This window comes from Streptomyces sp. ML-6, assembly GCF_030116705.1.
Lineage (GTDB): Bacteria > Actinomycetota > Actinomycetes > Streptomycetales > Streptomycetaceae > Streptomyces.
In genome coordinates, this window is record NZ_JAOTIK010000001.1 from 3,043,700 (window position 1) to 3,056,559 (window position 12,860).

Annotated in this window: 14 protein-coding genes; 9 read left to right on the top strand and 5 right to left on the bottom strand. The window is 71.3% G+C overall.

Going from position 1 to position 12,860, the window contains the following annotated elements:
• Positions 1 to 152: 152 nt before the first annotated feature.
• Positions 153 to 3,440, top strand: coding sequence for a S41 family peptidase (locus OCT49_RS13165; RefSeq protein ID WP_283852063.1), 3,288 nt, complete (start codon positions 153 to 155; stop codon positions 3,438 to 3,440).
• 178 nt (positions 3,441 to 3,618) lie between these two features.
• Here OCT49_RS13165 and OCT49_RS13170 read toward each other — a convergent pair whose 3' ends face one another.
• The gene (locus OCT49_RS13170) at positions 3,619 to 3,744 is read right to left on the bottom strand and encodes a hypothetical protein (RefSeq protein ID WP_283852064.1); all 126 of its coding nucleotides are present in this window, start codon (positions 3,742 to 3,744) and stop codon (positions 3,619 to 3,621) included.
• A 209-nt stretch (positions 3,745 to 3,953) separates the two neighbouring features.
• Here OCT49_RS13170 and OCT49_RS13175 point away from each other — a divergent pair, with 209 nt between their 5' ends.
• Together OCT49_RS13175 and OCT49_RS13180 are read left to right on the top strand one after the other, a co-directional pair.
• Positions 3,954 to 5,138, top strand: coding sequence for an NAD(P)/FAD-dependent oxidoreductase (locus OCT49_RS13175; protein WP_283852065.1), 1,185 nt, complete (start codon positions 3,954 to 3,956; stop codon positions 5,136 to 5,138).
• A 55-nt stretch (positions 5,139 to 5,193) separates the two neighbouring features.
• Positions 5,194 to 6,114, top strand: coding sequence for an RNA polymerase sigma-70 factor (locus tag OCT49_RS13180; protein ID WP_283852066.1), 921 nt, complete (start codon positions 5,194 to 5,196; stop codon positions 6,112 to 6,114).
• Here the strand turns inward: OCT49_RS13180 and OCT49_RS13185 are convergent.
• Together OCT49_RS13185 and OCT49_RS13190 are read right to left on the bottom strand one after the other, a co-directional pair.
• Positions 6,051 to 6,527 carry an ATP-binding protein gene (locus tag OCT49_RS13185; protein WP_283852067.1) on the bottom strand — a complete coding sequence of 159 codons (477 nt, stop codon included), beginning with the start codon at positions 6,525 to 6,527 and terminating at the stop codon, positions 6,051 to 6,053. The two genes, OCT49_RS13180 and OCT49_RS13185, sit on opposite strands and share 64 nt — an antisense overlap.
• Positions 6,524 to 6,793, bottom strand: coding sequence for a hypothetical protein (locus OCT49_RS13190; protein WP_502963367.1), 270 nt, complete (start codon positions 6,791 to 6,793; stop codon positions 6,524 to 6,526). The genes OCT49_RS13185 and OCT49_RS13190 overlap by 4 nt, the downstream gene beginning before the upstream one ends.
• Before the next feature lie 117 nt (positions 6,794 to 6,910).
• On the opposite strand from OCT49_RS13190, the gene OCT49_RS13195 reads away from it, so the two are divergent.
• The 5 genes from OCT49_RS13195 to OCT49_RS13215 all read left to right on the top strand — a co-directional run bounded on the left by OCT49_RS13195 (position 6,911) and on the right by OCT49_RS13215 (position 9,961).
• Positions 6,911 to 7,765 (top strand): helix-turn-helix domain-containing protein, encoded by an 855-nt coding sequence (locus OCT49_RS13195; RefSeq protein ID WP_283852068.1) that lies wholly within the window; start codon positions 6,911 to 6,913, stop codon positions 7,763 to 7,765.
• A complete protein-coding gene (locus OCT49_RS13200) occupies positions 7,746 to 7,949 on the top strand; it encodes a DUF397 domain-containing protein (RefSeq protein ID WP_283852069.1) in 204 nt (67 codons plus the stop codon). The genes OCT49_RS13195 and OCT49_RS13200 overlap by 20 nt, the downstream gene beginning before the upstream one ends.
• Positions 7,950 to 8,445: 496 nt before the next feature.
• A complete protein-coding gene (locus tag OCT49_RS13205) occupies positions 8,446 to 8,832 on the top strand; it encodes an RNHCP domain-containing protein (RefSeq protein ID WP_283852070.1) in 387 nt (128 codons plus the stop codon).
• A 28-nt stretch (positions 8,833 to 8,860) separates the two neighbouring features.
• Positions 8,861 to 9,289, top strand: coding sequence for an RNHCP domain-containing protein (locus OCT49_RS13210; protein ID WP_283852071.1), 429 nt, complete (start codon positions 8,861 to 8,863; stop codon positions 9,287 to 9,289).
• A gap of 141 nt (positions 9,290 to 9,430) precedes the next feature.
• Positions 9,431 to 9,961: an FBP domain-containing protein gene (locus OCT49_RS13215; protein WP_283852072.1), complete on the top strand. Its 531-nt coding sequence runs from the start codon at positions 9,431 to 9,433 to the stop codon at positions 9,959 to 9,961.
• Positions 9,962 to 9,964: 3 nt separating this feature from the next.
• On the opposite strand, the gene OCT49_RS13220 is transcribed toward OCT49_RS13215, so the two are convergent.
• Together OCT49_RS13220 and OCT49_RS13225 are read right to left on the bottom strand one after the other, a co-directional pair.
• A complete protein-coding gene (locus OCT49_RS13220) occupies positions 9,965 to 10,867 on the bottom strand; it encodes a MarR family transcriptional regulator (RefSeq protein ID WP_283852073.1) in 903 nt (300 codons plus the stop codon).
• A 572-nt stretch (positions 10,868 to 11,439) separates the two neighbouring features.
• The gene (locus tag OCT49_RS13225; RefSeq protein WP_283852074.1) at positions 11,440 to 11,997 is read right to left on the bottom strand and encodes an ATP-binding protein; all 558 of its coding nucleotides are present in this window, start codon (positions 11,995 to 11,997) and stop codon (positions 11,440 to 11,442) included.
• 142 nt (positions 11,998 to 12,139) lie between these two features.
• Between OCT49_RS13225 and OCT49_RS13230 the strand changes: the two genes are divergently transcribed.
• Positions 12,140 to 12,769, top strand: coding sequence for a hypothetical protein (locus OCT49_RS13230; protein WP_283852075.1), 630 nt, complete (start codon positions 12,140 to 12,142; stop codon positions 12,767 to 12,769).
• Positions 12,770 to 12,860 lie beyond the last annotated feature (91 nt).

Sequence of the window (12,860 nt, forward strand, 5' to 3'; positions counted from 1 at the left end):
ACCTCGACGGTACCCGCCCCACCCAGCGAAACGAAATCGTTTCGCTTGTGTTCCGCACCACAGCCCGCGTCGCCCCCCACCCCCGCCCCGCGCTCCGGCGCGCCCCCGCACCACGAGTTGCCGGGGCCCTTCCGCGCGGAAAGCATTGGAGGGTGAGTGACGACGTCGCGTATCTCCGTTTCCCGCACCTCCACGAGGACCTGCTCTGCTTCGCGGCCGAGGACGACCTCTGGGTCGCCCCTCTCGCGCCGGAGGGCGAGCGGCCCGGCCGCGCGTGGCGGGTGACCGCCGACCGGACCAGGGTGGGTCACCCGCGCTTCTCCCCCGACGGGAGCCGCATCGCCTACACGACCTGGCGCACCCTCGACCCCGAGATCCACCTCGCCCCGGTGGAGGGCGGCCCGGCCCGCCGGCTCACCTACTGGGGATCGACCGACGCCCGGGTCTGCGGCTGGACCCCCGACACCGGGGACGCCGCCCAGATCCTCGCCGTGTCCTCGCACGGCCAGCCGTTCTCGCACGTCTCCTGGGCCTACACCCTGCCCACCGACGGCAGCCCCGGCGGCAAGCTGCCCTGGGGCCCGGTCTCCGACATCGCGATCGCCGACGTCGAGGGCGAACGCCGCACCCTGCTGCTCACCGGCACCCCGCCGCACGAACCGGCCTCCTGGAAGCGGTACCGGGGCGGCGCGACGGGCCGGCTGTGGCTGCACGGCAAACGGCTGCTCCCGGACATCGGCGGCCATCTCGACTCGCCCATGTTCGTCGCCGGGCGGATCGCGTTCCTCTCCGACCACGAGGGCGTCGGCAACCTGTACTCCTGCCGGCCCGACGGCGGCGACCTGCGCCGCCACACCGACCACGACCCCTTCTACGCCCGGCACGCCTCCAGCGACGGGCACCGGGTGGTCTACCAGTGCGCGGGCGACCTGTGGCTGGTGGACGACCTGGCCTCGCCGGACGCGGTGCCCCGGAAGCTGGAGGTCCGGCTCGGCGGCCCGCGCACCGGGCGCCGCACGTACCAGATCCCGGCCTCCAGCAACATCGACTCGCTGTCCGTGGACGAGACGGGCCGGGCCAGCGCCGTCGCCGTACGCGGCAGCCTGTACTGGCTCACCCACCGCGACGGCCCCGCCCGGACCATCGCCGACACCCCCGGCGTCCGGGTCCGGCTGCCCGAGATGCTCGGCAGCGGCGCCCAGGTCGCCTACGTCACGGACGCGGACGGCGCGGACGCCGTCGAGATCGCCACCCTGCCGCGCGCCAGCGGCGCCCGCGAGCCGCGCCGGCTGGCCTCCGGCCGGATCGGCCGGGTCGAGGAGATGGCCGCCGACCCGGACGGCGAACGCCTGGCCATCGCCACCGACGACGGCCGGCTGCTGCTCCTGGAGACCGACGAGGAGGCCGCCACCGACGAGCCCACCGAGCTGATCCGCTCCATCAACGGCCCGGTCCGCGACCTGGCGTTCTCCCCGGACGGCGCCTGGCTGACCTGGTCGCACCCCGGAATCGGCCGTTCGCTGCGGCAGATCAAACTGGCCCGCATCCTGGGCACCGGCGCCCCCGTCATCGTCGACGTCACCAACGGCCGCTTCGAGGACGAGAACCCCGTCTTCACGGGCGACGGCCGCTACCTCGCCTTCCTCTCCTGGCGCGGCTTCGACCCGGTCTACGACGTCCACACCGGCGACCTGTCCTTCCCGCTGGGCTGCCGCCCCTACCTGGTGCCGCTCTCCTCGGCGACCCCCTCCCCGTTCGCCCTGTCCCCCGAGGGCCGCCCGGCGGCGGGCGGTCTCGACCCGGTCGACGAACCCCCGGAGGCCGTCACCGGCGAGGGCCCGTCCACGGTCACCGTCGAGTTCGAGGGCCTGGAGAACCGGGTGACGCCGTTCCCGGTCTCCGCGTCGAAGTACTCGGCCCTGTGCCCGGTGAGCGGCGGCGGGCTGGTCTGGCTGCGCTGGCCGATCTCGGGCGCGCTCGGCGAGACCTTCGCCAACCCGGCGGACATGTCGGGCCGCCCCACCCTCGAACACTTCAACATCTCCAAGGCCCGCAGGACCGAACTCGTCGCCCACCTCGACTGGTTCGCGGTCAGCGGCGACGCCACCCGGCTGGTCGTCATGGACGAGGGCGAACTGCGCGCCGTGCCCGCGACCGAGATCGCCGACGGCGACTCGACGGTCTACCTGGACCTGCGCCGCATCCTGCACGAGGTCGAGCCGCCCGCGGAGTGGCGGCAGGCGTACGCGGAGGCCGGCCGCATCATCCGCGCGTACTTCTGGGAACCGGACATGTGCGGCATCGACTGGGACGCCGTGCTCGACCAGTACCGCCCGCTCCTCGAACGGGTCGCCTCCCCCGACGAGTTCGCCGATCTGCTGCGCGAGGTCCTGGGCGAACTGGGCACCTCGCACGCGTACGTGTCCCCGGCCCGCCGCAACGAGGGCCCGCCGCACTACCAGCGGGCGATCGGCCTGCTCGGCGCGAACCTGGTGTGCCGGGACGGCGACTGGACGGTCCGCCGCATCCTGCCCGGCGACTCCTCCGACTCCAAGGCCCGCTCCCCGCTGGCCGGTACGGGCATCCGGGAGGGCGCCGTCCTCACCCACGTCGACGGCCGCCCGGTGGACCCCGTCGCGGGCCCCTACCCGCTGCTGTCCGCGGCGGGCGGCACCACGGTCGAACTCACCTTCCGGGCCGCCGAGGGAGGCCGCTCCCGCCGCGTCGCCGTCGTCCCGCTGGTCGACGAACGCCCCCTGCGCTACCAGGACTGGGTGGCCAAACGCCGCGAGGTCGTACGGGAGTTGAGCGGCGGCAAGTGCGGCTACCTGCACATCCCGGACATGGGCGGCTCCGGCTGGGCCCAGTTCAACCGGGACCTGCGCCTGGAGGTGTCCCGCCCGGCCCTGATCGTCGACGTGCGCGGCAACGCGGGCGGCAACATCAGCGAGCTGGTGGTGGAGAAGCTGACCCGTACGATCCTCGGCTGGGACCTGACCCGCAACGCCCAGCCCATCAGTTACGCCTCCAACGCCCCCCGGGGCCCGGTGGTCGCCCTGGCCGACGAGGCGACGGCCTCCGACGGCGACATGATCACCGCCGCGTTCCGGCTGCTGAAGCTGGGCCCGGTGGTGGGTCAGCGGACCTGGGGCGGCGTGGTCGGCATGACCGGCCGGCACCGGCTGGTGGACGGCACGGTGATCACCGTGCCGATGAACGCCGCCTGGTTCGACACGTACGGCTGGTCGGTCGAGAACCACGGCGTCGAACCGGACCTGGAGGCCCTGCGCACCCCCCTCGACTGGGCCGAGGGCCGGTACGCGGTGCTCGACGACGCCGTACAACTGGCCCTGGACCTGCTGGCCGCGCAACCGGCGGCGACCCCGCCGACGTACGACAACGTCCCGGACCGCCGACGCCCGCCCCTGCCCCCGAGGTAGACGGCACGGGCATCCGCCGAGGTGGGCGGTACGGGTCCGGGGCGGGCTCGCACCGCCCGCCCCGGACCCACCGGTCCCGCACCGACGGGCCCCACTGGCCGGGCGTCCGCCGACCGATGCCTGCGCACCGGATCGGCGACTGCGCGACGGAACCGTCCGTGTCAGGCCGCACGGTCCGTCAGCAGAGGCGGATCGCCCACACCGCCGACCAGTCGAAGCCCACTATGCCGCCTCCCGGCGGCAGCTCCCGCAGGACATTCCCGTTGCTGCCGATGAGCTTGACAGGGACCGTGTGGCTGTTCATGCGGAACCCCTGCCCCACCCGGTCCGGGCAGCGGGTCCAGAGGTCCTTCGCAACTCGTGTACGCGGCCGTCACGGCGACAGGAGTGACCTGCCTCACTTCCCGTCACAACCGTCACCCACCCGGTGTCTTGATGCCGAAAGCGACCGACGGAACCGACGGAACTGCCGGAACCGATGGAACAGACGGAACGGACGGAGACGTGGACACCATGAACAAGAACACCGACGTGGTCGTCATCGGCGGGGGTTACGCGGGCGTCACCGCCGCCAACCGGCTGGCCCACCACGGCGACGTGACCGTGACGATGGTCAACCCTCGCCCCGAGTTCGTCGAGCGCATCCGCCTGCACCAGCTGGCCGGCGGGAACGACGACGCGGTCGTCGGCTACGGGGAGGTCCTGGCCGGAAACGTCCGGCTGGTGGTCGACAGCGTCACCACGATCGACGCGGCCGGGCGCCGGCTGGAACTGGCGGGCGGCGACACGGTCGGCTACGACTACCTGATCTACGCGGTGGGCAGCGGCAGCGCCGAACCGGACGTGCCCGGCGCGGCGGAGTTCGCCCACCCGATCGCCACCCTGGAGGAGGCCCGGCGGCTGCGGCCGGTCCTCGCCGCCGCGCCCGCGACGGCCCCGGTGACCGTGGTCGGCTCCGGCCCGACCGGCATCGAGACCGTCGCCGAACTGGCCGAGGAGGGCCGGTCCGTGACCCTGGTCTGCGGCGAGGAGCTCGGCCCGTACCTGCACCCCCGGGGCCGCCGCTCGGTCGCCCGGACCCTCGCCGGCCTCGGCGTGACCGTGGTCGCGGGCCCCGGCGCGCGGGTCGCGGCCGTCACCGCCGACGCCGTACGGCTCGACGACGGCCGCGAACTCCCCAGCCGGGTCACCGTCTGGGCCACCGGCTTCGGCGTGCCGGACCTGGCCGCCCGCAGCGGACTGCGCACCGACGCCGTGGGCCGCCTGCTCACGGACGAGACGCTGACCAGCGTCGGCGACGTACGGATCATCGCGGCCGGGGACGCGGCGGCACCGGCCGGCATGCCGTTCCGGATGAGCTGCCAGGCCGCGGGCCAGCTGGGCTCGCGCGCCGCCCGCACGGTGCTCAGCCGGATCGCGGGCGAACGCCCCGACCCCCTCAGGCTGTTCTTCGCCGGACAGTGCCTCAGCCTGGGCCGCCGGGCCGGGATCTTCCAGTTCGCCACCAAGAGCGACCGCGCGATCCCGCTCCTCCTGGCGGGTGGCCCCGGTGCGAAGCTCAAGGAGTTCGTCTGCAAGTCCACCGTCAAGCAGTTGACGAACGAGGCAGACAAGGCACACAAGACGCACAAGGCACACCGGAACGGTCCGCGCCCCGCACGCGACGAGGCACCGGCCACCGCCGGGCGTACGGCGTAAGAACCGAAAACCCGCCGGCCGAGAGAGTCGCAGAGTTGCAGAGAGGCCACAAGACGTGAACGACGACCGCGGCGACCACGACGAGATCGCCACCACCGACCCGGCGACCGAGGCATTCGTCGCCCACCGCAACCTCCTCTTCACCGTCGCCTACGAGATGCTCGGCTCGGCGGCCGACGCGGAGGACGTCCTCCAGGAGACCTGGCTGCGGTGGGTCGAGGTCGACCTGGAACAGGTCCGCGACCACCGCGCCTACCTGGTACGGATCACCACCCGCCAGGCCCTCAACCGGCTGCGCACGCTGTCGCGCCGCAAGGAGGCGTACGTCGGCCCCTGGCTCCCCGAACCGGTGCTCACCGCCCCGGACGTGGCCGAGGACGTCGAACTCGCCGAGAGCGTGTCGATGGCCCTGATGCTCGTCCTGGAAACCCTGTCGCCGACGGAACGCGCCGTCTTCGTACTGCGGGAGGTCTTCGCCGTCGACTACGACGAGATCGCCGCCGCCGTCGACAAGAGCCCGGCGGCCGTCCGCCAGATCGCCCACCGCGCCCGCCGCCACGTCGACGCCCGCCGCCCCCGCGCGGCGGTCTCGGCGAGCGTGTCCCGGGCGGCGGTGGACTCCTTCCGGCGCGCCCTGGAGACCGGGGACCTCCAGGGCCTCCTGGACGTGCTCGCCCCCGATGTCGTCCTCCTCGGCGACGGCGGCGGCGTCAAGCAGGCGTCCCGGCGGCCGATCATCGGCGCGGACAAGGTGGCCCGCTACCTCGTCGGCGGCACCCGGAAGACCACCGAGACGATCACCATCGACCCCACCCTGGCCAACGGCAGCCCGGCGTTCCTGCTGCGCCTGGACGGCGAGATCGACGGCGTCGTGGCGTTCCGGATCGAGGGCGCCCACATCACCGGCCTCTACTACGTGCGCAACCCGGAGAAGCTGACCCGCGTCGGCTCCGAGACCTCGCTCACCCTGCGCTGACCTCCCGCCCCGGTCCGTCCTTCGCCGGAGGACGGACCGGGGGCCCGCAGTTCGCACCAGACCGTCTTGCCGCGCGGCCCCTGCTCGACGCCCCACCGCAACGCCAGCGCGTCCACGAGCGCCAGCCCCCGCCCCGACTCGTCACCGCCCGCCGCGCTCCGTATCACCGGCCAGACCCCCGGCCGGGGATCGCTCAGCTCGACGCGGACCCGGCCCGTGCACGTACCGCTGACCCGGAGCGTCACCGGCGTCCCCTCCCCGAGGTGCACGATCACATTGGTCAGCAACTCACTGACGCAGAGCAGCAGTTCGGGCGAACCCGCACCTCCGCACCGCTCCCGCAGCGTCCGCCGCACTTCCGGTACGGCCTTCGGCACGGCGATCAGGTCCAGCGCGACCGGCAACGGGCTCATCCCCCGGCCGCCGAACGCAGCACCTCGGCCAGCCGGTGCGCGGTGCCCGCGTTGCAGTTGCCGAGCGCGATCAACGGCGGCCGGGTCGTCCACCCGGCGAAGGTCAGCGGATCGGCCCCGAGCGACGGCAGCGTGATGCCGTGCGCGGCGAGCGCGTCCCGCAACGCGTCGATGGCCGCGCCGACATCGTGGGCGGGAATGTCGTGCAGGGATGCGCCGTCCGACGCGGACGCGCCGTCATGCCTGCCGTCGGGCTTGTCGTTCATGAGGAGCCGCACACCTTTCGTTGCACACTGTGACGAACCCCTCACACGCTGCCGCACGGACCTCTACCTTGAAAGGGTTTCCCGCTCCACGGCGCACAGCGCGAAAGGTGGTCAAAAGTGGCTAAGCGCAAGGAGATCGACGGCTCGGCGGGCGTGCCCCAGTTCTACGGCAAGGAACTCCGCTACCAACGGGAGAAAGCCGGACTGACCCTGGAGGAGTTGGCGGAGGGCAGCTTCTACGGCATCACGCTTCTCAGCGAGATCGAACGCGGCAACCGCAGCATGCCGCTGGACCTGGCCCACCACGCGGATCAGGTGTTCGCCACGGACGGCTATTTCGCGCGCGGCTGCGACGACGTACGAAAGGCCAAGCGAGGCGCCCATGCCCCGTCCTTCGCCCCGGTGGTGGAGGCGGAGACCCGGGCTCGAACCATCGACCATTGGTCCAACACCTTGGTCCCAGGGCTGCTTCAGACGAGGTCGTACGCACATGCCGTCATCCGCTCCACGCACCCTCTGGAAGCTTCCGAGGACATCGAGGCCAAAATCACCGCCCGGCTGGAGCGGGCCCGGCTTTTCGACAACCCCGGGAAGCCCGAGTACTGGGCGGTCCTGCACGAGTCCTTGCTGTGGCATCCCCCTCTTCTTTCACCCGAGGAGATGGCCGAACAACTGGAGCACATCGCCACCCTGGCACGGCGCGGCCGCATCGTTACGCAAATCCTCCCGTGGAACGGCCCCACCCGAGCCTTCACCGAGCTGCCGCTCTTCTTCATGGAGTTCGACGACGAACCACCACTGCTCTACTCCGAAGGCCCGTACCACGGCCAGACCATCGACGATCCGGCCCTCGTGAAGCAGTACCGCAAGGCATACGATCGGTTGAGGGCCGCCGCCTCGCCGCCGGAGGTGTCCCTCGACCTGATCGAGAAGGCGGCTGAGGAGTACCGGAATGGCCAGCATCGGTCTTGATCTCCACCTGGCTACTTGGCGCAAGAGCAGTTACAGCAACGGCAGCGGCGGCGAATGCCTCGAAGTCGCGGACGGCCACCCCGGCATCGTCCCCGTCCGCGACTCCAAGCGCGCCGAGGGGCCGGTGCTGGTCGTGAACGCGTCCGCGTGGACGCCGTTCGTGGAATCCGTCAAGGCTTCCTGACTGACCACCTACGGATGGTGGAGGGCGCGGGCGCGGGCCGGATCGACGGCCCCGCCCTCGCCGAGGTGGAGCGACAGCCGTCGACCGGGGCTTGAGCCGGGCCGCCCAGAGGGGGCGTCGCGGCCCAGAGATGCTCTTCGCTGCTCACAACGGCTGGAGGAAGGTCCGAATTAATTCATTGGCGCCGCTGCGGAGCGGTGGTTAGCCTGGCGGAGTTCTTTCGGCTTGCTCTGGGCTGTGTGCCCTGGAAAAGAGATTTTATGACCCGGCCCGCGCTGAGCGCGCCTCGCTGCACCGCGTAACGTCCGTTCGTCCGTTGAAGCCGTCCCGCTGGACGGCGGCCGGACACGAGTCTCCGGTGCCCTGACTCAGCCTTCACTCCCTACCGGTCCGTCCGAGCGCGCGATCCGGGCATGTGAAGCTGGTCGCCTTTTCGTCGAGGCCGCTCGGCCTGCTCTTGCTGTCATCAGAACCCTCTCAGCAAGGAGCACCCCGGGTGTCCACCCGCAACAAGCCTTCGTCGAGCACCACCCCGCACAACACCCTCAAAATCGACACCTTCACGTGCGCGTGGTGCGGCCTGACGGTGTCCGCCTTCGCCGGTGACGGCACACGGCGCAATCACTGTCCGTCGTGCCTGCACTCCCAGCACGTCCTCGACCACGTCGAGGGTGGTCCCAGTGACTGCCACGGCCGGATGTCGCCGATCTCCATAGCCGTGCTGCGTACCGGCGACTGGATGGTCGTCCACCGCTGCGTGCGCTGCGACGAGCTGACCTCCAACCCCGTCTGCGCGGACGACAACCAGCTCATCCTGATGCGCATGGCGGTGCGTCCGCTGGCACAACCACCGTTCCCGCTCGAAGCGTTCGGCACCCTGTGAACCGCTCCGAGGAAACAGGGAGCTGACCATGCCACGACGCAAGAACCCCCGCGGACGCATGCAGGGAACACGCAGGCCGCAACGGCACAAGGACGTCCTGCACGGCCGGGGCGGCCACCGGGGACACGACTTCCGGTGCGTGGGCTGCCGGCTGGACGTGTCCCTGGACGCGCCCGGCACCACCCACCGCAATCACTGCCCGAACTGCCTCGACAGCCTGCATGTCGACCGGCGCATCCCCGGCGACCGGGCCGCCGACTGCCACGGCCGGATGGAAGCCCTGAGCATGTCGGTACGGCCCGACGGCGAATGGCTGATCATCCACCAGTGCCTGGCCTGCGGCGAGCTCAGCGCCAACCGCATCGCCGGGGACGACAACGCCCTGGCACTGGTGCGTCTGGCACTCAAACCGCTGCGGGACACCAGCATCGCCCATCGGGCGCTGCGCGCGCTCTGACCCGTTGCCTTCCGGCGTCGTGCGTCAGAACGCCGACGCCTCCACCACCCACGCATTCCTTCAGTCCCCTCCCCTCCCCTCCCCTCCCTTCTGTGCACGGCCGCAACCGTGCCCAGCTCCTCAGGAGAAGCCATGCGCCCCATGACCAGGGAAGAAGTTCGCAACGCGATCGTGAACCCGGAACCCTCCGAAAAAAGGCTCCGGCTGCCGGCCTGGTTCGACGAGGTCCGGTGGGACCGCATCGACTACCTGGGGTGGCGGGATCTGCGCACCCCGAAGCGCGCCTACCTCGTCACCGAGGCCGACGGCCAGGCGTTGGGAATGCTGCTGCGGCAGGCACCGAACGAGGCCGCCCTCGCCTCGCGGGCGGTGATGTGCGACCTGTGCCGGTCCAGCCGCCGGTTCAACGAGGTTTCGTTGTTCACCGCTCGCCGCCCGTCGCGCGACAAACGCGAACGCCTGAATGCGGCGGGTCTTCTTCTGTGCACCGATCTCGACTGCGCGGTCAAGGTGAACGCCAAGCCGATCCGCCAAGGTTTCGGTCTTCCGGTCGGCGAAAGCATCGAGGCACGCCGCGAAGGCTTGCGTTCACGCACGATCGCCTTCATCCGTTCGGTGTCCGACACCGCACGGACCACGCCACGCAGAGGGGAAGGGGCGGCGGGTCGGTGACGGTCAGAAAACGGGGTCGGGGCCGGGGCCGAAGTCGGGACCGGACTGGCGGCAGGTCTTGCACAGGCCGTCGCGGAACGCTTCGGGGCGGCCGGGGGCGCGGCATTCGGTGCACTCGACCATCCTGCGGCGCACCGGGGCCTCCGATGCGGGCCGACTGGTGGTGGGGGCGGGCATGCGGGGCGGGAGTTTGTCGCGCAGCCGGCGGCGTACGAAGCCGAAGGGTGAGCCGATGGCATCGGGGAGTCCGGCGGCCAGGGCGCTCGTCAGGTACTCGGCGCCCACGCCCCGTTCGAACCACTCGGCCGCCAACGGCTCCAGCTCCGCGCAGTCCGCCGCCGAGAGCGCCAACCGGGAATCGGCCCGACCCAACCGGGCCAGGGCCACGTATGCCTTCGAAGGCCGCTGCTCCTCGCTCCCCGCTTCCGGCCCCGGCTCCGGCTCCGGCTGGGGCCGGGGTTCCGGCTGGGGCCGGAGTTCCGGCTCCAACTCCCGTACCGGCTGCGGCTCTTCGGTGCGCTGCTGCGGAACCGACGCCGACACGGGCGCGGACTCGGGAACGGGTACAGGCTCGGGCTCGGGGGCGGGCTCGGTTTCGTCGTTGAGGAAGGCGTTCCACCACTCGTTGTCGCGGGCGATGCGTGACCAGTAGGTCCGGGTGACCCAACGGACCGGGCCTCCTTGGTCGGCCTTGCCACTCCGCTCCCGGACACGCCGCAGGTGGCCGGCCACGCCGAGGGCGCGTAACGCGCTGCTGACGGCCATCTGGCCGTACAGGGGCAGGACCTTGGCCAGGGACTTGATGTCCATCACCGCGCCTTCGGGCAACGCGTCGATGAAGCCGGCGATGTGCCGCTCGCGCTCGGGAAGGAAGGCGAAATCGCTTTCGAGCGGCGGGCGTTGCACCGGAACGGAACGCTTCCCGTACCCCGGACGGGCCTTCCGGGGGGCGCGCGAGGATGCGGGCGCGCACGGGGCGGAGCTAAAGTCTGAGACAGCCACGGGATCGCTTTCTCTCGGTTTCGATCTTGGGGTCAGGCCCCGGCCGGTGCTCTAACACCGCGTCCGGGGTCGTTCCTTTGGCACGGTAGACAGTCGCGACTCTGCGCCGCAACTCGGTCACGATTAGTCATACTTGCTGGCCGATACGGGTATGGGAGGGGAGGGGGGTTTCCCCAACCCCCCAGTAAAACCAACCGCGTGAACACCACAGCTCGAATCCCGGCTCTCGAATTTCGGCTCCCGAATCCCGAAGCTCAAGCCCCGGCGCCGACCCCCTCCCCGTACCCCCGAACGAGTGAACACCCCTCCCCGAGCCTCGAACCCCGAACTTCGAACCCCGACTCCCGAGTCCCGAAGCTCGACTCCCGAGGCTCGGACGCGCACCGGGGGCCGTACCCGTACAAAGACCACCCCACCGGCACCGTCACGAAGACCGCCCCGCCGGCACCGTCACGAAGGCCACCCTGCCGACACCGTCACGACCTTCTGCGGGCGATGTCCGGCCCGACCCAGCCGGTGGCGGCCACCACCTCTCGCGCGATCTCCACGACGGACCGCCCGTCCGTCACCACCCGCACCGTCCCCGCCGGGGCATGCCGGTCCAGGAGCCGCGCCTTGCGGGCACTGCCCTCCAGCTCCTGCTCCAGCTCCGAACCGAGTTCCCGACCCGTCAGCCGCTCGCGGGCGGTGACGTCGGAGGCGGTGAGCAGGACTCGTACGACCCCGACCCCGGCCCCCATGGCACGCTCGAACATGCCCGCCGTCTCGGGCAGCACGCTCACGGTGTTCGTGTAGATCAGACGTCGGTAGCCGCGCCGGGCGTAGTTCGCCCACACGGCGGTCAGATTGCTCTCGGTGATCTCCGCGCGGTGCGGATCTCCCTCCGGCGCCGGATGCACCTGCCCCATGAAGTCGCCCTCGATGATCGCGTGAGAGACCTCCGCGGCACGCAGCAGCGCCGAGACCTCCCACCCCACCGTCGTCTTGCCGACACCGGCCCGTCCTCCGATGAGCAGCACTTCCGCGTGGTCCATGAGGAAAGCGTGCCAGCGGGTGACCGCCTCCCGCGATCCAATTGCCCCGCCCCGCTCCTCCGGGCGATCCCTCTTCTCCGGGCGAAGGGAGTGCCGAGCGGTTGACGAGGGCCTTGTCACAGGCGGTGGCTACCCTGCGGGAATGAACAATGCAACAACGTGGAACGCCCTGGCAGCGACGCCCCTCCCGGAAGTGCGCCGCCGCGCGGCCGTCATGAACGAGCTCGCCGAGGTCGCACCGGTGACGGTGCCCGGCGCAGACCGCCTGGCCTGGAACGACCGCGGCGGCCAGTCCGCCGTCTGGTACTTCGCGGAGGACGGCCGCGCGCTGCTGCTGACGTTCGACCACGAGTCGGATCTGAACCTGTACGCCGAGGAGGACTACGACCTCCAGGAGTCCTTCTACAAGGGCGCCCCCGAGTCCCTCGTCGCCCTGGTCCGCGACCAGCCCGAGAACTACGAGTCGCTGAACCTCACGGACCCCGGGACGGGCCGGACGATCCACTACGCGGGCGGTGTCTTCTGGTACGACGGCACCCGCTGGCACGTGGCCGACGGCTTGACGGAGTACTGCGAGAGCGAGGGCGCGAACCTGTTCGCCGACTCCGGCTTCAACTACTGCCTGGGCTCCTACCTCTTCGGCCAGGACTTCACCCCGGAGGCCATCGTGGCGGCCCGGGACAAGGACTTCCGGTACGAGGACGAGGAGCAGAAGGAAGCCGACCTGCTCACCCTCCGCGAGGTCTTCGCCCGGCACGACCAGGCCCACTGACCCGCGACGCTGCGGGCGACCCGCCGGGAAATCGTCCCATCCGGCAGGCCGAACAGGCCCGCCCGCAGCCTCGTCCGCGCCCGAAACCGCT

Excerpts from the sequence above, each read along its gene's own strand:
- OCT49_RS13170 (WP_283852064.1), bottom strand. The coding sequence starts at position 3,744 with ATGAACAGCCACACGGTCCCTGTCAAGCTCATCGGCAGCAACGGGAAT.
- OCT49_RS13175 (WP_283852065.1), top strand. The coding sequence starts at position 3,954 with ATGAACAAGAACACCGACGTGGTCGTCATCGGCGGGGGTTACGCGGGC.
- OCT49_RS13185 (WP_283852067.1), bottom strand. The coding sequence starts at position 6,527 with ATGAGCCCGTTGCCGGTCGCGCTGGACCTGATCGCCGTGCCGAAGGCC.
- OCT49_RS13190 (WP_502963367.1), bottom strand. The coding sequence starts at position 6,793 with ATGAACGACAAGCCCGACGGCAGGCATGACGGCGCGTCCGCGTCGGAC.
- OCT49_RS13200 (WP_283852069.1), top strand. The coding sequence starts at position 7,746 with ATGGCCAGCATCGGTCTTGATCTCCACCTGGCTACTTGGCGCAAGAGC.
- OCT49_RS13210 (WP_283852071.1), top strand. The coding sequence starts at position 8,861 with ATGCCACGACGCAAGAACCCCCGCGGACGCATGCAGGGAACACGCAGG.
- OCT49_RS13215 (WP_283852072.1), top strand. The coding sequence starts at position 9,431 with ATGACCAGGGAAGAAGTTCGCAACGCGATCGTGAACCCGGAACCCTCC.
- OCT49_RS13225 (WP_283852074.1), bottom strand. The coding sequence starts at position 11,997 with ATGGACCACGCGGAAGTGCTGCTCATCGGAGGACGGGCCGGTGTCGGC.
- OCT49_RS13230 (WP_283852075.1), top strand. The coding sequence starts at position 12,140 with ATGAACAATGCAACAACGTGGAACGCCCTGGCAGCGACGCCCCTCCCG.